A 25918-nucleotide genomic window follows, 5' to 3' on the forward strand; every position below is an offset into this window, starting at 1 on the left:
TTGTGAAACTATCTAACTAATTTTCATGAATATTCCAGCTCCAAATACTTCTTCAAAAAATAAAAAAAGTCTTTTTAAGACAATAATTACCAACCTCACTTTTTGGGTTTTGATTGCGATTATTGCCGGAATTTTGCTCGGACATTTTTCGCCTGAAAATGGAATTAAAATGGAAAAAGTTGGAAAAGGATTTATTGATCTCATCAAACTTTTTATTGGTCCGATTATTTTCCTGACGATTGTTTTAGGAATTTCCGGAATGGGAAATTTAAAGAAAGTCGGCCGAATTGGTGTAAAAGCTTTAGGTTATTTTGAAGTTGTTTCAACTGTTGCTTTAGCAATTGGAGTTGCAGTGGCATATTTGTTTAAGCCGGGGAAAATCGACAAATCAGGATTGCAAATTGGAGATGCAAGCCAATATACAAATAGTTCAGCAGAACATTTTTCGTGGTTGCAGTTTTTCTTTTCCAATTTCACTTTACAGGTTTTAGTTGCTGCAATTGTCTGCGGAATTGCTTTAAATTTTTATCAAAAAAGAGAACAAACGATTTTAGTTTTAGAACGAATTTCGAATGTTGTTTTTACAGGCTTAAAATATGTGATGTATCTGGCTCCAATTGGCGCTTTTGGCGGAATGGCCTATACGATTGGGAAATTTGGTTTAGCAACTTTGATTCCGCTTGGAAAATTGATGCTTTGTGTTTATTTGACAATGGCGCTGTTTGTCTTTTTGGTTTTAGGAAGTATTCTGAGATATTATAAAATAAGTATTCTTTCCATTTTAAAATATATAAAAGAAGAACTTTTATTAGTTCTCGGAACTTCATCTTCTGAAGCAGCTTTGCCAAGCATTATGGTAAAACTTGAAAAAATGGGCTGTAGTAAATCGGTTGTAGGATTGGTGATTCCAACAGGTTATTCTTTTAATCTTGATGGAACTTCGATTTATCTTTCGATGTCAGTGATATTTTTGGCGCAGCTGTATGATGTACATTTGAGTTTTTTCGAAATTCTGACCGTAATAGGAATTTTGATGATTACGTCAAAAGGAGCGGCAGGCGTAACCGGAAGCGGTTTTATAGTTCTAGCGTCGACATTGACTGCACTTCATAAAATTCCAGTTGAAGGTTTGGCTTTTTTATTAGGCGTAGATAAATTTATGAGCGAAGCCAGAGCGATAACAAACTTAATAGGAAATACAGTCGCAACAATCATCATTTCAAAAACAGAAAGAGATTTTACAGAATTGAATTTGAGTACTGTTTCTGAACAATAATTTTTTGATAAAGTTACAAAGAGACAAAGTTGCAAAGTCGCAAAGGTTTAAATTCTTTGCCGCTAAGTAACCTTATCCCTTTGCACCTTAAACTTACGATTCGTCTTTTGTAGTTCGAACCAAGCTGATTCCTGACGTAAAAAATACGATTCCTAAAATTCCATAAATAATTAAAGATTTTACATCTCTGGTTTCTCCGCTAGTGCCGGCAAAAATTACGGCAGTATAAATAAGTCCTATAATTCCGAGAACAGTAAGTAGTCCGCCGAATAATCTTTTTAGGTTCATGATGATTAGTTTTAAAGTTATATAACAAATTTATCCTTGTATTAGTTAAATGCTGTTATACAATTACTTACGAAAATTATATGATTTCAAGGGCTAGTTTTGTAAGAAAATATTTTTTCTTTTAATGGTTTCGTATTGATTAAATACTATTTTTACGCCCACTAATCGATAAACCAAAATATGAAGAAAATTTACTTTTTGATGTTGCTTCTTGCCGCATCGTATGTTCATGCGCAAGATGATGCACCAGTTTCAGTTGAAAAAAATCAATTTAAAATCAATATGTTATTTCCGGGATTTGTTTATGAACACGGATTTTCTGAAAAAAACACACTTTATTCTGAAGTAGCTTTGGGTTTAGGCTATAGTTATAGTGACTATTATGGAGAATCAAATATTGTTATTGCGCCGCTAATTACAGAACAATTTCGACATTATTATAATTTGCAAAAAAGAGCAAATAAAGGCAAAAGGACAGAGCGTAATTCTGGAAATTATTTAGCATTAAATGCTTCTTATTATTTTACGCCTATTTCAGGAAAATCAGAGCACTTTTCATATGTTCCATCAAGTGCAGTGGCAGTACTTTGGGGATTGCAACGTACTTATAAAGGTAGATTCAATTTAGAATTTAGCGTTGGTCCGGGAGTTCAATTTGATAAGTACAGAACTGAATTTCTTCCTGCAGGAAACTTTACTTTAGGTTGGGTAATCGGAAAATAATTTTAAGTATAAAATAGAAAAACCTTGACGAATCAAGGTTTTTCTATTTTAAATTCCAATCCAATATTTCGAACACTTTCAATTTTGATTTTTGGATCAGAATTAAAATATTTTCTTAATCGGCTGATGAAAACATCCATGCTTCGTCCTGAGAAATAATCATCTTTTTTCCAAACCGACATTAAAATTTGATCTCTTTTTAATAACTGATTGTGATTTAGATATAGGTATTCTATAAGAGAAGCTTCTTTCTCTGTTAGCTGTTGAATATGATTTTGAGTAGTGAGTGTTAAACGTTCATTATCAAAAACATAAGAACCAATTTCGATAATATTATTTCCTTCGAGACTTCTTTTTTGCTCAATTCTCTTTAATATATTTTGCAAACGTAAAACTAGTTCGTCGACTTCAAAAGGTTTTGCGATATAATCATCTGCTCCAAGTTTTAATCCAATGATTTTGTCTTCTTTTAATTTTCTCGCAGTTAGAAAAATAAACGGAATTTCTGGATTGATGGCGACTATTTTTTCTGCTAATGAAAATCCGTCCAGTTTGGGCATCATTACATCAAGAACACAAATATCAAAAGTTTGGTTTTTAAAATAGTCTAAAGCTATTTCGCCATTTTCTGCCCAGATTACTTCAAATTGATGCAGTTCTAAATATTGTTTTAAAATCGCAGCAAAATCAAAATCGTCTTCGGCCAAAAGTAATTTTTTCAAAATAAGGTAATTAGACTTTTAATAAAATAGTAAACTGAGCTCCTTTTCCTAAATCGCTAATCACACTAACAGTTCCCTGATGCGCTTTTACGATTTGATCGACATAATAAAGTCCTAAACCTAAACCTTTTGTGTTGTGAAGGTTTCCTTGTTCTACACGATAAAATTTCTCAAACAGCAGTGATTGTTTGTTTTTGGAAATGCCAATTCCGTCATCTTCAAAAATAATGGATAATTGTTTTTCAACTATTCTCGTTTTGACGGTAATGGTTTTAGAGCCATATTTTACAGCATTTTCCAAGACATTTAGAAACGCAGTTGTTAGATGAAATTTATCTAAAATTAAAACGGTTTTCTGTGTTTGGAAATCTGTTTTAAGATTGATTTTCGGAAATGCAATTTTAAAATCGTTTACAATCGAAAGCAGAAAATCTTCGGTTTCAATTTTTTCTTTTTTTAGTTCAATTTCATTTTCTGCCAATGAATTTGCCATAACCTGATCAATCAAATTCTGAAGTCGATTGTTTTGACGCGAAATTGTATTGACAATCGAATTGAAATTTTCGTCGTTATCACGAATGCTTTTTTGTTCTAAAATCTTTGTAGAAATTCCTAAAGTTGCCAATGGCGTTTTAAGTTCATGCGTAATATTATTGATAAAATCAGTTTTAACATCGCTGACTTTTTTCTGCTTAATCAAAGCTTTAATCGCAATCACAAAAAGGGTGATAATGGTAGCAATTGAAAACAAAGACAAAACCAAAACAAAGGTCATTCGTCTTAAAATAATCATTTCCCAATCAATTACCGAAACATACATTGAATCTTCAGTGAGCAATTGATAGCTCTGATTTTCAAAGCTTCCGTTTGTAGTTCCAACATAACTTCGAACCAAAAAAGCATGATTCAGAGAAGCCAGATTTCCATATAATTTATTTTCAATAAAAGGTTTTTCAGAGAAAATTGTATCGGCTTTTTTGGCGTTTTTGTAGAGAATAAATTTGTTGAGAACAATCGCAAAATCAATTTTAAAATTAGGCAAATCCCGTTCAAACTTTCGCTGAATTTTTTGGGTTAAAGCATCTTTATATTCATTTTCTAAAATTCCGGTTTTAACAGTTGATTTGCTGTTTTTTCCAAGAATATAATTTTCAGATAAACTCCTGTAAAGTGCTTCTTTTTTAGAAACCAATGCCGAATCAATATCACTGTAATTATTAGTGATTTGAGCAATTTCATTCTTAATCTGAGTATGAAATTGCGCCACTTTGTAGTCGTAAGTGGTTTTTACCAAATAGCATTGAACAGCCGTTAAAACTAAAAGTGCAACGACTGAAAAAGCGATTAATAAATTGATTCTTTGTTTCATTTTTTGTTTGGAATTATTGGCCACAGATTTTACAGATTGAACCGGTTAGCACAGATTAAATTGTAGCGGACTCCTAAAAAATAAATCCGCGTAAAACAGTTCAATCCGTGTCATTTGTGTGCCATTTTTCTCCACCCAAAAATAATGCTTTTATAAAACAAAAAAGACATTAACCGCGCATTAACCTACAATTAACCTTCAGAACTTCTTTTTAGAACCACTTTTGCATTTTCTCAAAATCAAAATAATCTAAAATTTGTTTTATATGCCTCTAAAAATTCTAATCGTAATTATTCTTTTTCTTCTTTCATTATTTGCGAATGCTCAAAATGAAAAGCCAAAAGACTCAATTTCAAATCATTTGAAAGAAGTCGTCATCAGTAGAAACAAAAAAACGTTTACCAATTCAAACGGAAATATAAAAGTTGATGTTGCGAATTCAATTTACAATTCAATTCCGAATCCGGTTGATTTGCTCGCAAAATTGCCAGCGGTGCAAGTGAGTTCAGATCGCGAAAAAGTTACGGTTGTCGGCAAAGGAACTCCGCTGATTTATATCGACAATCAAAAAGTGACAATGAATGATTTGAATGCTTTGGCTGTCGCCGATATCAAAACAATTGAAATCATTCAAAATCCATCTTCAAAATATGAAGCCGAAGGCCGTGCCGTGATTTTAATTACCAGAAAATTTAGCAAAAAAGACAGTTTTAGAACTGAAGTTTCTGAAACGGCTTCTTTTAAAAAGAACTTCAATAACTACTTAGGATTTAACTCTAGCTTCAAAAAAAACAAAATAGAATGGAAAGTAAATTTTAATTACAATCGCTTGAATCCGTGGGAGAATCATAGTATTGATTATCAGATTCCAGCAGCCGAAATTGCTTCTATATATGATGTAACTGCTAGTACAAAAAGGAAACAATATATTTTTGGTGGCGGATTATTTTATAGAATAAACGAAGACGATTATTTTTCGTTTAATGTAAATAGCAAACTTCAATCGGATATGTTTCCAATAAATACAATCACAGATAATAAAAACAAAGATGAAGTAAATAATGTTGTAACGTATAGTGATAATAACGGGCAAAAGAATTTTGTAAACTCATTTTTAAATTATTCGAAGAAAATAAAAGCTATTAATACGCAGTTTTTTAGCGGATTTCAATATTCTGATTTTAATCAGACATCGTGGAGTCAGGTACAAAATAATTTCAATGAAACAGAATTTGAATTGGCGCAAAACAGAAACCAAAAATTTAAAGTAAATGTTTTTTCAGGAAGAATTGATTTGGAGAAAAAATTCAAAAATGAAATGAAATTAGAAGTTGGCGGACTCTACTCATCGGCAAAGTCAAAATCAGATATTGATATTTATGACTACAAAACAAACGAAGATGAAATAAGTCATTACGATTTTAAAGAACAGAATTTGGCAGCTTATACACAGCTTTCCGGAAAAATAAAAAAAGTCAATTTCTCAGTTGGATTAAGAGTTGAAAACACAAATGTAAACGGAAAATTTAAAACCGATTTGTTGCCTTTAATTGATAAAAACTATACCAACTTTTTCCCGAAAGCGCAGTTTACTTATGCAATTGATAGTACAAAAAGTATTAACGTAAATTACGCAAAAAGCATTTCGAGACCTAATTACTCTTCGTTAAGTCAAGGCGCAACATACATTAATCCGTATTTTTTGTATTCAAGGAATGTTTTTCTGGATCCAACAATTATTAATGAAATTTCGTCGTCTTTTCAATATCATGATAAATCGGTAAAACTGAGTTATTATCAAAATAAAAATCCGGTTTACAATAGTTTCTTTTTTGATAATGAACAAAATATCATGACTTTTAAAGATGTAAATTTTGATAAAGAATGGGGATTAAACCTTGATTTTGAAGTGCCTTTTACATATAAATTTTGGACAATGAATAATTCGGTTATTTTTATTCTGGAAAAAATTGAAGATGCATCGGCGGTATTTTTATCTTCAAAACCTTATTTGTATTTCTATTCTAATAATGAATTCAAGCTTCCAAAAGATTATAATATAATGATTGGTTGGTGGGGCGCTACAACGCAATACAAAGGTGTTTTTGAACGAAACCCTCGATTTGTTTTTGACATGGCGCTTTCAAAAAAGTTTTTTAAAAACTGGAATTGTACTTTAAGCTGGAATAATGTTTTTAAAAATGTAATTGAAAAAGAAGAATTTACGATTAATAATATTAGTTCAAAAGCAAGATATGTAGTTGATGCTCATGAAGTTTCGATTGCTATTAAATATTCCTTCGGAAAAATAAAAGAAAGCCAATTCAAAGAAAAAAATATTGATGAAAACGAAAATAGAGTCCGATAAAAACTAAAAATATTTTTAAGCTTATTCTTACTGATTTTGAAAAAAAGTGACGTTCTTTAGATTGTAATTAAAAGAATAGAAATCTAATAAAGAATATGAAAAAAAGAATATTGCCTGTTTTATTTTTATTGAGTTTTGTTTTGGCTAATGCTCAGATTGTTAAGCCTTTTGTTGGTGCTGGAATTTATTTACATTCTGATTTTGAAAATTCAGGCTTTTTAAGTTTAAGATCTGGAGCTGAATTCAATGTGAGTAAATACATAAAACCTGAAATTGAAATTAGCGGTTTGCTAGGAAGTCTGGAATCTAGCAGTAAGCTTGATGCTAATAATGTCATGATTGCTGAAATTACAAGATCGGTATCGGCAGTTAATTTTAGTTTTTGTCCAAAAATTATTTTAGGAAATGAATTGGTTTCTTATTTTGAAATTCTTCCTAAATATTCCATTTCGACTATTGAAGCACATAAAAATTCATATAATTATACGAACGGCAATTTTACTTCCAGTAAAATGGAAATTGCAAAAGAATGGAGTCAGTCTTTTGGTATTGGAATTGGCTATACTTTTAGTTTTTCTGATGAATATTCAGATTCAATGAGTCTCATTTTAGATCTGCAGAATGTCGATCTCGGAAAGCCATTAAATAAATTAAGTCCGAATGCCAGTCGGGTAGATACAAAATGGACGATTGGTTTTGGTATTAACTATTATATTAATTTGAAAAAGAAGAAAGTTTAAAAGCTGAAATAAAACAAAAATCCCTTGAAATTTCAAGGGATTTTTTATGATAAAAAGGAAAATTATCCTTCGTCTTCTTCTGTAATTTTTATTGGAGAATCTCCCGGAAGTTCTTCATCATCGTCAGTTGAATTTAGTTCGAAGAAACTGAAAAAAGAACCTCCATAACTTTTCTGAAAAGAAAAATTACTCAAATGATCAAGCTTCGTATATTTTGAATGCTCAATAATCATCATTCCATCTTCATGAAGCAAATCTCTTTCAAAAACAGTTAGTACAATTTTTTCAAAAGTCGCCTGATCGAGTCCGTAAGGAGGATCGGCAAAAACAATATCATAAGAAGTTTTACAGCTTTCCAAAAATTTGAAAACATCGCTTTTTGTTGCAGCAATATCAAAATCATATTCTGACGAAACCTGTTTGATGAATTTTACACATCCAAAATCACCATCTACAGAGGTAATTGGTGCGCTTCCGCGTGAAGCGAATTCATAACTGATATTTCCAGTTCCTGAAAATAGATCTAAAACCTTTAAGCTGTCAAAACTAAAATGATTGTTCAAAACATTGAATAATGCTTCTTTGCTCATATCAGTTGTTGGTCTTACAGGAAGGTTTTTTGGTGGAGAAATTCGACGCCCTTTGTGTTTTCCTGAAATAATTCTCATGATTGGAATAAAATATAATGTTTTTGATTTTCTTTTAAAGAGAAGCTGTTTTTTTGCTGTAACGTGCTTACATCCAGAAAGGATATATTACGAATGTATTTATACGCGATGGCATAAAACGGATCGTTTTGGTCTATCGTGCCCAATAATTCGAGAGGGAAAATCTCGGGATTTAAATTCGATTGTTCGGCAGTAAATAGTAGGTAATATAGAAAATCTTCAGGGGTTTGATATTCAAATGAATTGAAAAAAAGAAGTTTCTGGTTTTGAACCACTATAACTTCAAAATGGCCAGGATTAAAATTGACCACCATTTTCTTTTCGTCGTTGTTTCTTGAATTGTCCAGAATTTTTTCGACCAAAATACTATTGGCATGTTTGTAATCAAATGATCCAACATTATCAATCAAAAAATTATTGATATTCACATACGGAATATACACCGAATTCATGTGATAATTTGAGATTTGATCAAACGTAAAAAAGTCGGTTTCAAAAACTTTTGTAGTGTATTGCAAATAACTTCCAAGATATTCCTCATCAAATAAAGGTTCTGGAACAAAAGTCGAAAGATTATTGTTGTGAATCACCATTACTTCGTCGTAAATGTCTTTTAATTCAGAATTATTTTTGAAAGCCTCGCTAAACAGATCTTCAATTTTGCCGGTTTTACCTGACGTATCAAACTTTATTTCTTTATAGGTTGTAATGACATTATTTAAAGTGTCAAAACAACAAAATGAAAATCCAGTCAGAGAAACCTGAATAGAAAGTTTTTTGTAATTTTTGGAAGTAATGTTAATATTTTGTAATGACATATCTGATTTACAAATCGTTACCTGTTTTTGAATCAAGAAAGAATTTAAGCGACCACAAACTTACAAATTAAAAAGCAACAATAATAATTGCAATTTCAAAAAACAATTTTAAAAAAAAGTTAGGAAGACGTTATGGTACTATTATTTTTTTTGAATATAAGTGATAATTTAGGTTTGCGATTAAATTATACGCGGATGAAACGGATTCGCTATCGCGAAGACACAGATTTGCACAGATTTTTAATTGCCAAAAGTAAATCCGTTTTTTTCAGCGTTTTCGCGATAGCGAATCCGTTTCATCCGCGTTAATATTTTCTACGTTTTTTTTAAATGAGCTTGTATCACTTAAATGGATTAAACTATTTAAAGTTGAAATTGCGGTTAAAAAAGACGAACTTTGTATTCCAATTTTACCCTATGAATTCAACATTGTTTTACAGCGTTTTACAAAAAAGATTCCCTTTTGCACCCACATACAAACAAGATGTTTTTTTTCAGAAAATCGCAATTTTTTTAACTGAACCTAAAAACGATACGATTTTTGTACTGAAAGGATATGCCGGAACCGGAAAAACAACAGTGATTTCAACGATTGTAAACAATCTTGGAGAAATCAATAAAAAATTTGTTTTGCTTGCGCCAACAGGACGTGCAGCAAAAGTGATTTCGAATTACTCCAATACAGCAGCATTTACGATTCATAAAAAAATATATTTTCCTAAAAAATCATCGGGCGGAGGAGTGGCTTTTACAAAACAAGTCAATAAACATAAAAATACCATTTTTATAGTTGACGAAGCTTCGATGATTTCAGACAGTACGCTTGACAGTGGGTCACTTCTGGATGATTTAATCAATTATGTATATTCCGGAAGCAATTGCAAAATGATTCTTTTGGGAGATACAGCGCAGTTGCCTCCGGTGAATTTAGATATTAGTCCGGCGCTTGATATTCAGACTCTTGGTGTTCATTACGATAAAGAAATTGAGCATATCGAGTTAGATGAAGTTATGCGTCAGGAAGAAAATTCGGGAATTTTGTTTAACGCGACAGAACTGCGTGAGTTGCTGAAAGAAAGCTTTATTACAGAGTTTAAATTCAATGTAAAAAAGTTCAAAGATATTGTTCGTTTGACAGATGGATATGACATTCAGGATGCTATAAATTCGGCTTATAGCAATTATAGTATTGAAGACACGGCTTTTATTGTTCGGTCAAATAAAAGAGCAAATCAGTATAATGAACAAATCAGAAGCCGAATTTTATTTAAGGAAAGTGAACTTTCGGTTGGCGATTTTTTGATGGTTGTCAAAAACAATTATTTCTGGCTAAAAGAAACTGATGAAGCCGGATTTATTGCTAATGGTGACATTATCGAAGTTCTGGAAATGTTCGGAATCAGAGAATTATATGGATTTACTTTTGCGAAAGTAAAAATCAGAATGGTTGATTACCCAGATCAAAAACCTTTTGAAACGGTTTTAATTTTAGATACTATAAAAAGCGAATCTCCGTCGTTAACATATGAAGAATCAAATCGTTTGTACGAAGAAGTAATGAAAGATTACGAAGACGAACCAACAAAATATAAGAGATTCCAAAAGGTAAAAGAGAACGAATATTTCAATGGTCTTCAGGTAAAATTCTCTTACGCAATCACATGTCACAAATCGCAAGGAGGACAGTGGAATACTGTTTTTATTGAACAGCCATACTTGCCGGACGGAATTGATCGTGATTACATCAGATGGCTTTATACAGCTATGACACGTGCTAAAAATAAGTTATATTTGATAGGATTTAAAGACGAGAGTTTTGAGGAATGATTTTTTAGCCACAGATTAAAATGATTTCCACAGATTTTAAATTTTTGAAAAGCTTTAGGAAATCTTTTTAATCCTTTTAATCTGTGGCAAGAAAAGCACTTTTACAATGACAACACTAAACGACTTACATTCGATTTCATCAACGTTTTCGAATACAGATAAAATGCCGGTTCTTTTTTTAGGACATGGAAGCCCAATGAATGCTATTGAAGAAAATCAGTTTGTAGCCGGTTTCCGTAATTTGGCGAAAACTTTGCCGCAGCCAAATGCTATTTTGTGTGTTTCGGCGCACTGGTTTACAAAAGGAACAAAAGTAACTTCTATGGAAATGCCGAGGACTATTCATGATTTTGGAGGTTTTCCGCAAGCGCTTTTTGATGTTCAATATCCAGCAAAAGGAAGTCCGGAATTGGCTTTGGAAACTAAAAAAATATTAGATCCAGTTCAGATCGAATTAGACGAACATTGGGGTCTGGATCATGGCGCGTGGAGTGTAATTAAACATTTATATCCAAATGCAGATGTTCCCGTAATTCAGTTGAGTATTGATTATACAAAATCGGGGCAATATCATTTTGAATTGGCGCAGAAATTACAAGCTCTACGTTACAAAGGCGTTTTGATAATCGGAAGCGGGAATATTGTGCATAATCTTCGTTTGGTCGATTTCAGAAATTTCGACAAAGATAATTACGGTTATGACTGGGCAATTGAAGCCAGGGAAACGGTCAATAATTATTTATTAGATGGGAATTTTCAACCGCTGATTGATTTTGAAAAAATGAATAAAGCAGTTCAAGTTGCAATTCCAACTCCGGATCATTATTTGCCGCTTTTGTATACTTTAGGTTTAAAAGATAAAACTGATGAATTGGAACTTTTTAATGACAAATTATTAGCGGGTTCTTTGAGTATGACTTCGGTAAAAATAATGTAAGCTTTATTGTCTTTTTAAGTTATAGGCGTATAAATAGCCATCAGCGCTTCCAAAATAAATTGTATTGTTGCTTATGAAAGGCGAAGAAACTATTGGACCTAATTTGTAAAATTCATCCATTACTTTTTGGTTTTCGGCATAAATAGATAAATCGGCTTGTTTGGAAGCGTATGTAAAATCAAGATGATTGTTGTTTAAAATTTCAACAGCATATTTTTTTCTATTTTCAGTACTTATAAAAGCTGATTCTTTTCCGTTTGAAAGCAAGTTTAAAGCAAAAAAATTACCGCTAAAATCACCAAAATAAATTGTGTTTCCTGATATTGCAGGAGAAGAATAAATATAGCCGTTTCCTTTAAATCGGTATTTTTCCTGGCCTGTTTTTGAATCAAGTGCTAATAAAGCATAAGTGTCAGAAGTTCCAATGTAAAGCGTATTGTCTTGTGCAACAGCCGAACTCAAAATCCAGGAATTTTCGGCATTGTATTTCCATACTAATTTTCCGGTTTCTGCGTCAAGCGCAAACAAAAAAGGATCTCTGGCACCAAAATAAACCAATCCATCTGAAATTACTGCAGCAGCCTGAATGCCTTTAAATCCAGTTTTGACTTCAGTTGAAAAATGCCATTTCTCTTTTCCGGTTTTACAATCTAAAGCGTAGAAAATTCCGTCCCAACCTCCAAAATATAATTTATCTTTTGCAATAATTGGTGTACTGTGAATTGGTTCATTGGTTTTGAAATTCCATTTTAAAGTGCCGTTTTTTGAGTCGACAGCGTACATATTTCCATCACTGCTTCCAAAAATGACTAAAGCTGTATTTTTATCATTGTAAATAACAGGCGATGACAAATAAAAATCCCATAAATCGTTCATCAACATGTCGCTTGGTTTCATTCCCCACATTCCGATTTCTTGGTACCAATGTTCGCCTTTGGTTTTAAACTTCCAGATTTCTTTTCCGGTTGTTGCATTTACGGCATAATAATACCCGTCAAAACTTCCAAAATAAACAGTATCATTATCGATGCTAGCCGAACTGTGAACTGCGCCATTGGTTTTGAATTTCCATTTGATGTTTCCTGATTTTTCATTGATGCAGTATAAAAAACCGTCTTCACTTCCTATATAAACTGCTCCGTTTTTAACAATTGGCGAGGAAAAGATTTTTCCTTCTGTTTTAAATTTCCATTTTAAATCACCCAATGGCCGATAACCTTTTCCATCAAAAATTCGATTTGTAAATGTATTGATGGTTTTATTTTGAGAAAAAGCATTGGAAGTAAAAATTAAAAAGAAATAGAGCAGGATAGAAGTAAAGGTTCTTTTCATGTTTTTTACATAAAAATAAAAATATTCTAATAAATTAAATAGCAATGCTTTAATGAAAATGTTATAAAAATATTTTAGAAAGCGCTGTGAATAGCATATTTGTTTTTATATGGAAATAGCGAAAGAACACCTCAAAGTTTTCCAATCATTTCCCATTGATGTAATAATGGTATAAAAGTTATAATCTACACAATTTGTTTAAAAAATAAATTTGGTGAGATAGTAAAATGTTTTATCTAAATTTGTTTATTTTTACATAAGTAATTGTTTGTCAGTTGATTATTTAGTTTATGTCTTCTTTTTAAGTAGTTTTTTAAATGCCTTTTGTGATTAACTGGTGATAATTTAAAAAAGGATAGAAGATGTTTACAAATTAAGTAAAAGTGCGGCATCAGCACTATAATCACTGATATAACTAAGATGAATCCAAACAAAGCATTATGGGAAAAAGGCGATTTTACGCGTGTTGCAGAATCTATGAGAGAGAGCGGCGAGGAATTGGTTGCCAAAATTGGAATTAAAGAAAATACTAACGTTTTAGATCTTGGCTGTGGAGATGGTACTACCGCAATACCTTCGGCAAAATTAGGAGCCAATGTTTTAGGTGTTGATATAGCAAGAAATTTAGTTGAAGCTGGCAATCTTCGTGCAAAAAAGGAAGGATTGGATAATATTGTATTTCAAGAAGGTGACGCAACCGATTTGAATGAATTGAAAAATCAATCTTACGATGTTACGATGAGCATTTTTGGAGCAATGTTTGCTCCAAAACCTTTTGATGTTGCTAAAGAAATGGTTCGTGTTACACGACCTGGAGGTAAAATTATTATGGGTAATTGGATACCAGGAGATCCAACGCTGGTTGCACAAATCTTGAAAATTAGTTCTGAATTTACACCACCGCCTCCTGAGGGTTTTGTAAGCCCAATGCTTTGGGGAATTGAGGATAACGTAGTTGAAAGATTTACGAATGCGGGTGTTCCTAAAGAAAATATTTCTTTTGAGAGAGATACCTTTACATTTAAAGCAGCATTTCCACCTTCGGAGTGGCTAAATCGATTAAAAAATTACTATGGTCCAACTATGAATGCTTTTGAAGCTGCAGAACAAAATGGAAAAACTTCGGATTTGTATGCTAAACTCGAAGGGTTAGTTAATAGTCAAAACAAAAGTAATGACGAAAATTCTACATTAATTCCCGCAACTTATCTTCATGTTACAGTTTTGGTTTAATATTCTTGAGCATGATTTTCATCCTTCGCAGAAATAGAAAAACAGAAAATTTAAAAGTAATTTTTGCATATTTGCAAACACTTAAAACCAGTGAAAATTAAATTACTAAATTTTGAGTTTTTTAAACTCAGTAAAATATAAGAATGAAAATAATAGCGGTAATTCCAGCCAGATATGCTTCAACACGTTTTCCTGCAAAACTAATGCAGGATTTAGGTGGAAAAACAGTAATTTTAAGAACCTACGAAGCAGCAATTTCTACAAATTTATTTGATGATGTTTTTGTTGTAACCGATTCGGATTTGATTTTTGATGAAATAGTTTCCAATGGCGGAAAAGCAATTATGAGCATCAAAGAACACGAATCTGGAAGTGATCGAATTGCTGAAGCCGTTGCAAATTTAGATGTTGATATTGTGGTAAATGTTCAGGGCGACGAACCTTTTACAGAAGCAGAACCTTTAGCGCAAGTTTTATCAGTTTTTAAAAATGATCCTGATAAAAAGGTTGATTTAGCTTCGCTAATGCGTGAAATTACAAATGAAGACGAAATCAATAACCCGAATAATGTAAAAGTTGTAGTTGATCAATCACAATTTGCTTTGTATTTTTCAAGATCGGTAATTCCTTATCCGAGAGAGAAAAATGTTGGGGTAAGATATTTTCAGCACATTGGAATTTATGCTTTTAGAAAACAGGCTTTATTGGATTTTTACAGCCTTCCGATGAAATCTTTAGAAGCTTCTGAGAAGTTAGAACAACTTCGTTATTTAGAGTTCGGAAAACGTATTAAAATGGTCGAAACTACTCATGTTGGAATTGGAATCGATACTGCTGAGGATTTAGAGAAGGCGAGAATGATGTTGAAGGATATTTAATTAATTTGAATAAAATTATCCATAATCTTGTCATTCCGAGGAACGAGGAATCTCCACGAGTAGCTCGACAAAGATTGGTGATTAACTGTACGGAGTTTCTTATGGAGATTCCTCGTTCCTCGGAATGACAAACGTTAGGGTTACTTGGTCTATAAAACAAAAAAAGCTCCAAAATTATTGGAGCTTTTTCTTTTATCTAAAACATTCTAAAATCTTAGTATAAACTAGGAAATTTAGAAGGATTAACTTCATTCATCATGCTGTATACTTTCTCGAAAATATCTTCTGCAGAAGGTTTAGAGAAATAATCACCATCAGTTCCGTATGCTGGTCTGTGGGCTTTTGCAGCAAGAGTTTGTGGTTTGCTGTCAAGATATTTGTAAGCGTCTTGTTCTTCTAAAATTTGCTGTAAAATGAATGCTGAAGCTCCTCCAGGAACATCTTCATCAATTACTAAAAGACGATTTGTTTTTGCAATACTTTTTACAATATCCTTATTGACATCAAAAGGAAGTAAAGATTGAATATCAATAACTTCACAATCAATTCCTAAATCTAATAATTCGTTTGCAGCTTGCTGAACCAGTCTCAAAGTTGATCCGTAAGAAACTAAAGTAATATCTGAACCTTCTTTCATCGTTTCAATAACACCAATTGGAGTTTTGAATTCACCAAAGTTCAAAGGCGCTTTTTCTTTTAAACGGTATCCGTTTAGACATTCAATTACTAAAGCCGGTTCGTCGCACTCCAAAAGTGTGTTGTAAAAACCTGCAGCTTGTGTCATGTCTCTTGGAACCAAAACGTGAATACCTCGAATCGCATTGATAATCATTCCCATTGGAGAACCAGAGTGCCAGATACCTTCTAAACGGTGTCCGCGCGTTCTAATGATTAATGGTGCTTTTTGTTTTCCAACAGTTCTATATTGTAATGTTGCCAAATCATCACTCATGATTTGGATGGCATATAATAAATAATCTAAATATTGAATTTCAGCAATTGGACGCAAACCTCTTAAAGCCATTCCGATTCCCTGACCGATAATCGTTGCTTCACGAATTCCAACATCGGCAACACGAAGTTCGCCGTATTTTTCCTGCATGCCTTCTAAACCTTGGTTTACGTCACCAATGTTTCCGACATCTTCACCAAAAATTAAAGTTTCCGGATATTTAGCAAACAAAGCGTCAAAGTTGTCACGCAAAAGCATTCTTCCGTCAATATCAGCTTTAGCATTTTCTCCATATTCAGGAAGTACTTTCTGAACTGAAAAAACATTTTTGTCTGATTCAGAATGTAAATTACTGCTGAATTTTTCCTGAGTTTCATTCAAGAATGTAGTAATCCATTCTCTTAGAATTACTTTACTGTTTGGAACTTCGATAAAACGAAGAATCTTTCTTGCATAAACAAGCAATTCCTTTTTAAGTGGCGCTTTAATCGCACTTAATTCCGAAATATATTTTCTGATTCTGTCTTTGTGGTTGATACTTGCTTCAGCAATTTGTTCTAACAAAGCCAAAAGATTTTTTTGTTCCTCAATAATTGGATTAATGAAGGAATTCCAAGCTTCTTTTTTAGCTTCAAGAACTTCTTTTTTCAATTGAAAATCAATTACTTCAAGTTCTTCAGGTGACGCAATATTAATTGCAATCATCCATAAACGCATTTGACGAATACAGTCAAAATCTCTTTCCCAAGCCAGTCTTTCTCCGTTTTTATAACGTTCGTGTGAACCAGAAGTAGAGTGACCTTGAGGTTGTGTCAATTCATTTACGTGAATTAAAACAGGAATATGTTCTTCGCGCGCAATTTGTCCAGCTCTTTCATATGTTGAAACCAGTTCAGCATAATCCCAACCTTTCACTCTAAAAATATCATAACCTTTAGAATCTTCATCACGTTGATATCCTTTAAGGATTTCAGAAATATTCTCTTTTGTAGTTTGATGTCTGGCGTGAACCGAAATTCCGTATTCATCATCCCAAACACTCATTACCATCGGAACTTGTAAAACTCCGGCAGCATTTATAGTTTCAAAAAATAATCCTTCAGATGTACTTGCGTTACCAATAGTTCCCCATGCCACTTCATTTCCGTTTACAGTAAATTTATCTTTGATGGTAATTCCGTCAACATTTCTGTAAATTTTTGAAGCCTGAGCCAATCCCAATAATCTTGGCATCTGTCCGGCTGTAGGTGATATATCTGAACTTGAATTTTTTTGTTTTGTTAAGTCTTTCCACGAACCGTCTTCGTTTAAACTGTGCGTTACAAAGTGTCCGCCCATTTGTCTTCCGGCAGACATTGGATCAAAATCCAAATCGGTGTGACCGTATAAACCAGCGAAAAATTGTTTTGGAGTCAATTCGCCAATCGCCATCATAAAAGTCTGATCGCGGTAGTATCCTGAACGAAAATCACCGTTTTTGAAAGCTTTTGCCATTGCAAGCTGCGGTACTTCTTTTCCGTCTCCAAATATTCCAAATTTGGCTTTTCCTGTTAATACTTCTTTACGACCTAAAAGACTACATTCACGGCTAGTTACGGCAATTCTGTAGTCGTTCAATACCTCAGTTTTGAAATCTTCAAATGTCAAAGTAGTATTGCTTTTTTCTTTTATCATAATCTTTAATGGTCATGTTTAGACTGCGAAATTACTTAAAAACAATCAATAATCATAATTCTTTAAAATAAATATAATTTAATTATTTGTATTTAAAATAAAAAAACTACGTATTTTATTTATGTAATTTTCAGTAAAAAATCAATTTATGTAATAATAATATAACTTTTTGTTTAAAATTTATTCGATTAGAACCATTTTCTAGTGAAAAGATTGAGTAATGTTTTTGGGGAAAAAGTGATGACAAATCGTATTTTTTCGTTGTAATTACTTTGTGCAATTTCCCATCCATTATTTGAATAAACCGGAAAATAGAGTTCAAAATAATCTGGAACCAAATTTAAACGAATACCACTGTCGTAGGCAAAGAATTCTCTTTGATGTTTATTTTTCAGGAAACCAACATCTCCATAAACTTCGACCCAATTCCAAATAGCATAACTGGCATTCATCGTAGTCATCCATTGATTTGCATATGCTGGCTCTAACTGCGACTTAAATCCACCTTCGGCAATTACATATTGCTGACTGAAAAATCCCGTAGATTCTGATCTTCCAAAAAGATTATAATCAAATAAATAATCAGTCGGTCTGTCTAAACCAAAACTGAAATAATCTGAATTTGTTGTATTATAAAGGAACATTCCCGCGTATAGTCGCAAATTTAATTTATGATTGTTTTCAAATAAGCGTCGGTATTCAACTTCGCCTGAAAGTTTACCAAAATCTCCAGAAAACTGAATATCATTCATATAACTAAAATGATTAACCAATTCTGTTTTTATGTTCGAATATCTCGCATTAAAAATAGAATAGTTTGGTTTTGAATTATCAGTAATATATTGACTTGCTTCGCGATTCACAATTACCTGACGAAACATGATAAGCTGTTTTCTATTGTCTCTAAAGTTTTCTTCACGAATGCGCAATTGCACCATTGGGTTTAGTCTAAAATAAGCTGCATCTGGCGCATAATGAAAGTAATTCTGGCTGATAGAATATCTAACATTATAAAGTGTGCTGTTTCTATAATATTGATTCCACGAAAATGCAGAAGAGCCTGATATTGTTCCCGCTTTAATAGAATAAGCAGGATTTATGTCAAAATTAAACGGTTTGTCTAATATTGTTTTGTTATGAAAACGAATTCCCGGCGTAATTCCATCATAATAATTATAGGTTAAAGTCGGGATGTATAAAATTTGATTGTAATACGGATCTTCTAAATCTTTAGCAAAATTAAATTTGATTGGACGATTGGTAATCGCAATGCTTTTTAAGGATTTCCAGTTATTACGCTGATTGTACTCCGGAACCTCGTTGTCGTAATTTATTACTAATTTGTCGGCATTTTTCCGATCAAAATGATAAACAGAATCATTGTTTGTTGGTTCAATCCATTCCTTGAAAGCTACTTCGTTTTTCTTCATTCCATACACTGGAATTGGCGCATAAACTCCTGTAACGCTTTTTATTGAAAACTGAACGCTGTCTTTTGTTCTCGAAACATCCGTAAATTTATAGTCAATTATATCACGTGATTCGATAATAGTTCTAAAAAACCACTCAATATTTTTATTACTTTTTTTGTTTAGTATTGCTTCTAAATCATATCGATTCGTTTGTTGTGACTTATTAAGCGTATAAAATTCCTGAACACTTTCAGGGACAATATTATGATTCAAATAATCATCTAAATAACTCAAACTTAAACCAGCGCGATATTTACTTGCGATTTGTTCGTTGAATTTAATAAGTGTATTTTTTGGATCACCAAGAGGCTGATCTAAATTTTTACGTGCCATCAACATATAATAATAGCTGTATTGCTCGTTAAAAGTCAGATTGGTAATGTTATAGCTTTTAAAGAGTTTCATGTCCGAAAGCCTTCCCAGCATTTTTTGATCGAGATGGTTTTCTTCCATGTATTTCATCATGGTATAAATCTGAATTCCGTCATAAACCCAATTGTCTTGCCTTGGATCCAATCGGAGACTATTTTTCAGATAATTGTTCAGATAAGTCTTCAGAAAAGTAATTTCAAATATAAATTCATCTGAAAAGGGACTAATAAAGGAAGGAAGCTGATTCAATCCATAAAACGGATTTCGGTCATAATCTGCCTGTGAAACAGTGATTTTTGAATGTGGATATTTTCCAATAAACGCATTTGCAAAAGAAGCTACTCTATTGATAACTATCGCTCTTTGAATTTCGTTCAGTTTTTTTGTTTTTAAATCCGAAACTACTTCTAAACCACCAGTTGTATAACTTCTGAAGCTATTTTGTTTTTCAATAATAACATTAAAATCGGTTCTGTTAGTTCCTGAAAAAAGATAACTCGTAAACGATGGATTTGATTGGTCTTTTGAAACCGAATCCAAATCGGTACTAATAAAATAATTAGTAGGAAGTTTTATTTCAAGCTGATAATCAACAACTGAATTGGCAATATCATCAAGATTGAAATTGTTGTTTTTTACAAAACGATGATTTTCAAATCGGGCAGGAGTTAAAAACCAGTTCTTTAAGTTCATGCTGCCATCTTGCTCAAAACCATAATGCGTGAATTTTGCGCTCGGAATTTTTGCAATATACGTCAAATGCAAATCCATTTTTTCACCCGGACGAAGCTTTCGGTTTAGTTTTATAACAATAAAATCAGGATTTTTATCTGTTCTTTCCCATTCGAGCGCCATATTATCAGAATCAGTAAGATTCAAAATAGTTGTATTTCCTCTTTCTTCAGGTTTTGCTACATGAAAACCCCTGTAAAATTCATCTGAAAATCGTCTTGCAAGCGGCGTATTTTTATCCGAAAACGCATTGTTCCAATCATTCAGAACAATTGAAATCAATGAATCGTTTGAAGTATTGTAATACGTAATATCCTGTCTGACATTAAGCGTTTTAAGGTCAAGATTTACCGCCACTTCCATCTTAGATTGATGTTGTGCATATTGTTTTATCGAACTCAATAAAACAAAAAACAGGATTATAATTTTATAAAATGATTTCAAATAGTGGCGTAAAAAAATTATTGATATATCTTAAGTTACGAGTATAAAGATGTTTCGGTTTTTTGTAAAAATAGCATAAAAAAAGCTGTTTTAAAAAACAGCTCTTAAAATTTAATCATATTATAAGTAAATGAAGTTGATACTGCTAAGTATCAAATAAATAGCTTATATGACTTATGTCGTGAAAAATTAGAAATTCGGACTCAAATCGTATTTCTTGTAGAATTTATCTAAAACATCAACAACTTCATCTTCAGTATCAACAATTTTAAATAAGTTCAAATCTTCAGGGCTTACAGTGTGCATTTTTTCAACTAAAACCGTTTTTACCCAATCAATTAAACCCGACCAGAATTCAACTCCAACAAGTATAATTGGGAATTTTCCAATTTTCTTTGTCTGAATCAAAGTAATCGCTTCAAACATTTCATCCAAAGTTCCAAAACCTCCAGGCATAACCACAAATCCTTGCGAATATTTAACGAACATAACTTTTCTCACAAAGAAATAATCGAAATTCAGGTTTTTATCGTGATCGATATAAGGATTAAAATGCTGTTCAAAAGGCAATTCGATGTTCAAACCAACCGAAGTTCCGCCTCCTAAATGCGCACCTTTATTTCCGGCTTCCATAATTCCCGGGCCTCCTCCCGTAATTACGCCATAACCAGCTTTACTTATTTTAAAAGCAATTTTTTCAGCCAATTGATAGTATTTTTCATCCGGTTTTGTTCTCGCCGATCCAAAAATCGAAACGCAAGGTCCAATTCGTCCCATGCTTTCGTAACCATTCACAAATTCGGACATGATTTTAAAAATCGCCCAGCTGTCATTGGTTCTTATTTCATTCCAAGTTTTCTGTTTTAAACTGTCTTGGATTACTTTATCTTCATCATTATCAAAATCTTCTAATCTCATTTTAGGTATTTTATAATTTATATTTTTATTTATGCCGATTCTTTTAGCTATAATCCCAAGTGCAGTTGAAGGAGAAGGAGCTGATCCTGCTGTCCGCTATATCTTTTCCTGGCTAAAGAAGCCAGAAAAAGGATGCCGCTTCCATCAGGGCTAGGGCAATCGGTTTCAATTGAACAATTGGTTTAATCGAAACATTTTTATTTAAAGCTCAAATTTTTGAAAAAAGGCGGATGCTAAATTAACACTTTTTATTAGAATTGTTACAAAAAGGAAAGGTTATATTGTAAAAGTAATATTTAGGTAATAATGAGATTTAGGGTTTGATTTCATTATCAATCGATTGCAGAAAACTGATTTGTTATTTTTTAGTTTTTAAATTGACTTTTATTCTTTTGCCGTCTTCAATAAAGTTTTTACTCGAAATAAAGATTTTGTCGGTTTCCAAGAGATTAATAAATTTTAAATTATCATTATTATTGATGAATTTACTAACTTTTCCGATAGTTATTGTTGAGTATGGATCTCCAAGTAATATAATTAAACTTTTTAAATCTGTCTTATTAATAGTTGAATAATATTTATTAAAGAGTTTTACTTTGTCTTCTTGGGATTTGCTTTTCGATAACAGTTCTTTAAAAAGTTCTTTACTGATTTTTATTATTTCATTTTTTGATAAATAATGGCAAACTTTTTTTAATAATTCTACATTTTCTAAAAGTAGTGACTCTTCAGTGTTTTTAATTATAAAAGTTTCATTTCCTGCCGTATATTTTGAATTTATAAGTTCTAAAATAGTTTGACTTTCTAAAGGATAGGTATTCATTTGGCCTAAAAATTCAGTTATATTTGTTTCCAATAAAACTATAAGTAAATTGGTGTGTTTATTGTTGATAAAATTGTAATTTTCTACAGTCAAGGTAAGTATTTTATTCTCAATTAAAATCTTCATCTTTTCAATAGAGATTTCATTAAAATAGATTACGCCATTTGGATAAGAATAAGGAATTATTGAATTTGTAATTAAAACAGAAAATGAGCTTAATGAAATATTACTTTGTATAAGTTCACGAGTAAATTTTTGGATTACTTGTTTATCTTCTTCAATGTCTTTATTAATTCGATATTTAAGTTCACTTTTATGTTCATTAATATTTAAATAGTTTATTAATGTATCGTCAAAACTGTTTATAGTTTTGAAATATTGTAATAAATTGTTCCATGAGATTGAGACTTTATCTGCCTCAAGTAAAACCTCCCAAATTGAAGTATCATTTATTTCAGAAAGATTATTAATTAAATTTTGATTTTTATAAATGATTTCAGCTTTGAGCTCTAGATTAATATTTTTATTTAAAATGTCAATAATTGTTTTTTCAGATTCATTATTGTTATTTTCTAATTGTTGAAATACGTTTTCTAAATACTCTTCTATATTATTATCAATATACGACTTAAGTTTTATAGCTCCTGAATTTGTAATTGTTGTATAGTTTTCAGTTTTAAGTAAAGAGAGATTTATATCATTTTGTTTGTATAAATTTGTAAATAATTCAATCATAGTATCATTGATTGCATAATTATTATTATCATAAATGAAATCGAGAATAACTTTAGAACCTTTTCCATTAATTTTTTTGAATTTAATGTCATTTTTAGATATAAAAGCAGTTATTTCCTTATCTATGCCTTTAAATGATTCTAGGTTTTCAATTTCGGATATATAATTTGAAATACTATTTCGGATATTTAAATTTTGTAATATAGATACATCTAATTTTGAAAACATGAAATTTACATATTCAAAAAGTTTGTCATCTGATAAATTCGACATTAATTCCTCCCAAATATTTTGATTAGAGTTTTTCCAATTTTTACAAAGAGCTTGAAAAAAAGCTTTTTTATTAGGATCTTTTGTATAGGTTAGATATTCATCTATAAAAGTAACTGGTTTAATTATTTTTGTGCTTAATAACGTAACGATTTGATTTAATTGCTTATCTGTGTTGTTTCTTTCAATAATAAAATCTAGAAGCGAAAAATTTAAGATTTCCTCTCTGCTGAAATCAGATTCTAAAATATCCGAAAATAAATTTTCAATTTCTTGTAATTTGAAATTGTAAGGTAAAGGTTTATTATTTGTAAAACTTTTTAAGAAATCATTATCTTCTTTAGTAATGGTTCCCGGATAGAAATAAGAAATATAATGTGAATAGCTTTCATCTATATGACCATATCTTATTAGAAAATTAATTAGATCATAGTTATTTATTTTCGGAATCACTATAATTTCAGTAGTAATTATAGATTCTTTTCCGTCAATGGTTTCTTTTGTATTTATATTTTTTTTGTATTGCATATCATTCAAACATTCTTGAAAATATTCATCAGATACTATGTCTTTAATTTTCTGAGTTCTTAGAATTTGTTTTTCATTTTCTAATCTTTCAATTTCTTTTTTAATCTCGTTTATTTTATCATTGTTTTTATTGTCAATAATCTCAAAACGCTCTGAATAAGATCCAACTTCTGATTCTAAATTTTGAAAAGAAATACTACTACTTGAAGGCATATATCTTCCGTAGCTCGAATTCCATTGATAAAATGAAATGTTACTAAGTTTACTAAAAGCATCAAAATAACTGTCAAGAACAAGTTTATTTATTGGACACTGTTCATTTTCAATTTGTATATTTTGTATATTTTGATTTTGAGGAAGAAGTAATTTCTCATAAAATTTTACTATATATAATCTTCTTAATTCGTTAACATCTTTGATTAATTCTTTTTTTGAATTTTCAATTTTGAGATTTTCTTTTATTATTTCTCGATCTAGAGAATCAATTGTATCTTTTATTAGCTTATAAGAATTATTAAAAACAGAGTGAACGTATCCTCTTTGACTATTTAAATTATCAAAATCTCTAGGCTCTACATTTTTATATATCATCATTGCTAAAAGTTTTGTTTTATCTAAACTATTGCCAATTATATTTTTATAAATTTTGTACTCATTATTAATTGAAATTAGGGTTCTTTTATCACATAAATATCTTGCAACTTGCTTAATGAAAACTTTTGGTATTTGATCTTCCTTAATATCGATTTTATCTAATAATTCAATACTTGAGTTAGAGTAATTAATTACAGGTATTACTGGAATAATAAAATCGAAGAATTTTGCTCTTTCGTCTTCTTTGAAAGTATCATCTTGAACTGCATAAATAAATGTTATTTTTCTTTTCTCTTTTATTGGATCATAATTGTTTATCAAATAATTAATCTCCCGGAGTTTTATAAAAATTTCTGTATTTTTAAAACGATCTAAATCCTCGATAAATATTACATTAAAAGGATTTCTCTCAAAAAAATATAAAATCTCGTCGATTTCATTTTCAAAATTCACACTTTTTTTATCATCTCCATTTTCAATTTCTGCATCTTGAAAACTAAATTTAGTAAGTTTGAAATTTAAGACGAATCCCATTGTTTTGTATACTATAAAGGCAATACCACTTAAAAAGTAGATGAGATAAACTATGTTATAATATTTAGAATAATAGTTAACGGAAAAAAGTTTTGAAGCTTCATTTAAGAAGCTGATGTTTGAGAAATAGGCAAATGACACTAACCATAGAAAAAATAAAAAAGCCTTCCAAGCAACATTTTTATGATTAACAATTCTTTTGAATCTTGATTCAGGGATTCTTTCTTGTTCAATTTTATAGAATAACTGCTTTAGTATACAATATTCTATTTCTTTTAAAGTATGAACTTTTTCGTCAAAAGTTGCTAATGATATGTTTAAATATTTGTAGTCAAGATTTTTAGATTCAAATGTTTTTAGTATTGAACTTTTTCCTGAGCCATAAGGTCCAGTTAATGCTACATTTTTAGTATTTGGATTTTCAATGGAATATTTTAGAACATCACTATAATTATCATCCTTATCTTTAAGGGTCGTGGGGGTGAAATCTTCAAAATTTTGAAGGTTAATTAAATTATTAGCTTTGCTTAATTTTTTATACCAATTGGTTAATAAATTTATAACATTTAGCAATGCACTAATTAATAAGTTTTTTATTGATATTTTAATTTTTGTTTTACGCTTATTAATTTGACTAATAGGTACTAACTTATTTACTTCAGAAATTAATAAAACGAATACATTCATAATA

Annotated in this window: 18 protein-coding genes; 8 read left to right on the plus strand and 10 right to left on the minus strand. The window is 31.0% G+C overall.

What is annotated here, in order from left to right; translation table 11 throughout:
- Window positions 1-25 precede the first annotated feature (25 nt).
- Window positions 26-1276: a cation:dicarboxylate symporter family transporter gene (locus ACNFIH_RS20505; protein WP_426484552.1), complete on the plus strand. Its 1251-nt coding sequence runs from the start codon at window positions 26-28 to the stop codon at window positions 1274-1276.
- 93 nt (window positions 1277-1369) lie between these two features.
- Here ACNFIH_RS20505 and ACNFIH_RS20510 read toward each other — a convergent pair whose 3' ends face one another.
- A complete protein-coding gene (locus tag ACNFIH_RS20510; RefSeq protein ID WP_426484553.1) occupies window positions 1370-1564 on the minus strand; it encodes a hypothetical protein in 195 nt (64 codons plus the stop codon).
- Window positions 1565-1744: 180 nt separating this feature from the next.
- Here ACNFIH_RS20510 and ACNFIH_RS20515 point away from each other — a divergent pair, with 180 nt between their 5' ends.
- A complete protein-coding gene (locus ACNFIH_RS20515; protein WP_426484554.1) occupies window positions 1745-2287 on the plus strand; it encodes a hypothetical protein in 543 nt (180 codons plus the stop codon).
- A 32-nt stretch (window positions 2288-2319) separates the two neighbouring features.
- Here the strand turns inward: ACNFIH_RS20515 and ACNFIH_RS20520 are convergent, their stop codons facing one another.
- Both ACNFIH_RS20520 and ACNFIH_RS20525 read right to left on the minus strand, forming a co-directional pair.
- Window positions 2320-3009, minus strand: coding sequence for a response regulator transcription factor (locus ACNFIH_RS20520; RefSeq protein WP_426484555.1), 690 nt, complete (start codon window positions 3007-3009; stop codon window positions 2320-2322).
- Window positions 3010-3019: 10 nt separating this feature from the next.
- Window positions 3020-4378, minus strand: coding sequence for a sensor histidine kinase (locus ACNFIH_RS20525; RefSeq protein WP_426484556.1), 1359 nt, complete (start codon window positions 4376-4378; stop codon window positions 3020-3022).
- A 265-nt stretch (window positions 4379-4643) separates the two neighbouring features.
- Between ACNFIH_RS20525 and ACNFIH_RS20530 the strand changes: the two genes are divergently transcribed.
- Window positions 4644-6746 carry a TonB-dependent receptor domain-containing protein gene (locus ACNFIH_RS20530; RefSeq protein ID WP_426484557.1) on the plus strand — a complete coding sequence of 701 codons (2103 nt, stop codon included), beginning with the start codon at window positions 4644-4646 and terminating at the stop codon, window positions 6744-6746.
- 95 nt (window positions 6747-6841) lie between these two features.
- The gene (locus ACNFIH_RS20535; protein ID WP_426484558.1) at window positions 6842-7486 is read left to right on the plus strand and encodes a hypothetical protein; all 645 of its coding nucleotides are present in this window, start codon (window positions 6842-6844) and stop codon (window positions 7484-7486) included.
- Window positions 7487-7548: 62 nt separating this feature from the next.
- Here the strand turns inward: ACNFIH_RS20535 and ACNFIH_RS20540 are convergent, their stop codons facing one another.
- Together ACNFIH_RS20540 and ACNFIH_RS20545 are read right to left on the minus strand one after the other, a co-directional pair.
- The gene (locus ACNFIH_RS20540; protein ID WP_035650813.1) at window positions 7549-8154 is read right to left on the minus strand and encodes an RsmD family RNA methyltransferase; all 606 of its coding nucleotides are present in this window, start codon (window positions 8152-8154) and stop codon (window positions 7549-7551) included.
- Window positions 8151-8972, minus strand: coding sequence for a DUF3822 family protein (locus ACNFIH_RS20545; RefSeq protein ID WP_035650816.1), 822 nt, complete (start codon window positions 8970-8972; stop codon window positions 8151-8153). The genes ACNFIH_RS20540 and ACNFIH_RS20545 overlap by 4 nt, the downstream gene beginning before the upstream one ends.
- A 417-nt stretch (window positions 8973-9389) precedes the next feature.
- Between ACNFIH_RS20545 and ACNFIH_RS20550 the strand changes: the two genes are divergently transcribed.
- Both ACNFIH_RS20550 and ygiD read left to right on the plus strand, forming a co-directional pair.
- On the plus strand, window positions 9390-10799 hold the full coding sequence (locus tag ACNFIH_RS20550; protein ID WP_035650819.1) for an ATP-dependent DNA helicase: 1410 nt from the start codon (window positions 9390-9392) through the stop codon (window positions 10797-10799).
- A gap of 106 nt (window positions 10800-10905) precedes the next feature.
- On the plus strand, window positions 10906-11736 hold the full coding sequence (gene ygiD / locus ACNFIH_RS20555; RefSeq protein ID WP_426484559.1) for a 4,5-DOPA dioxygenase extradiol: 831 nt from the start codon (window positions 10906-10908) through the stop codon (window positions 11734-11736).
- 3 nt (window positions 11737-11739) lie between these two features.
- Here ygiD and ACNFIH_RS20560 read toward each other — a convergent pair whose 3' ends face one another.
- The gene (locus tag ACNFIH_RS20560) at window positions 11740-13068 is read right to left on the minus strand and encodes a PQQ-binding-like beta-propeller repeat protein (protein WP_426484560.1); all 1329 of its coding nucleotides are present in this window, start codon (window positions 13066-13068) and stop codon (window positions 11740-11742) included.
- A gap of 420 nt (window positions 13069-13488) precedes the next feature.
- Between ACNFIH_RS20560 and ACNFIH_RS20565 the strand changes: the two genes are divergently transcribed.
- Both ACNFIH_RS20565 and kdsB read left to right on the plus strand, forming a co-directional pair.
- The gene (locus tag ACNFIH_RS20565) at window positions 13489-14301 is read left to right on the plus strand and encodes a class I SAM-dependent methyltransferase (protein WP_426484561.1); all 813 of its coding nucleotides are present in this window, start codon (window positions 13489-13491) and stop codon (window positions 14299-14301) included.
- Window positions 14302-14444: 143 nt separating this feature from the next.
- A complete protein-coding gene (kdsB, locus tag ACNFIH_RS20570; RefSeq protein WP_426484562.1) occupies window positions 14445-15179 on the plus strand; it encodes a 3-deoxy-manno-octulosonate cytidylyltransferase in 735 nt (244 codons plus the stop codon).
- A 214-nt stretch (window positions 15180-15393) separates the two neighbouring features.
- On the opposite strand, the gene ACNFIH_RS20575 is transcribed toward kdsB, so the two are convergent.
- From ACNFIH_RS20575 to ACNFIH_RS20590, 4 genes are all read right to left on the minus strand, one after another.
- The gene (locus tag ACNFIH_RS20575) at window positions 15394-17805 is read right to left on the minus strand and encodes an alpha-ketoacid dehydrogenase subunit alpha/beta (RefSeq protein WP_426484563.1); all 2412 of its coding nucleotides are present in this window, start codon (window positions 17803-17805) and stop codon (window positions 15394-15396) included.
- Window positions 17806-17993: 188 nt separating this feature from the next.
- Complete coding sequence (locus tag ACNFIH_RS20580; RefSeq protein ID WP_426486737.1) at window positions 17994-20744, minus strand: aminopeptidase; 2751 nt, start codon at window positions 20742-20744, stop codon at window positions 17994-17996.
- 270 nt (window positions 20745-21014) lie between these two features.
- A complete protein-coding gene (locus ACNFIH_RS20585) occupies window positions 21015-21743 on the minus strand; it encodes a TIGR00730 family Rossman fold protein (protein WP_035650835.1) in 729 nt (242 codons plus the stop codon).
- Between the two features lie 358 nt (window positions 21744-22101).
- The gene (locus tag ACNFIH_RS20590; protein WP_426484564.1) at window positions 22102-25914 is read right to left on the minus strand and encodes a hypothetical protein; all 3813 of its coding nucleotides are present in this window, start codon (window positions 25912-25914) and stop codon (window positions 22102-22104) included.
- Window positions 25915-25918 lie beyond the last annotated feature (4 nt).

It is taken from the genome of Flavobacterium sp. 2 (assembly GCF_049949195.1).
GTDB lineage: Bacteria > Bacteroidota > Bacteroidia > Flavobacteriales > Flavobacteriaceae > Flavobacterium.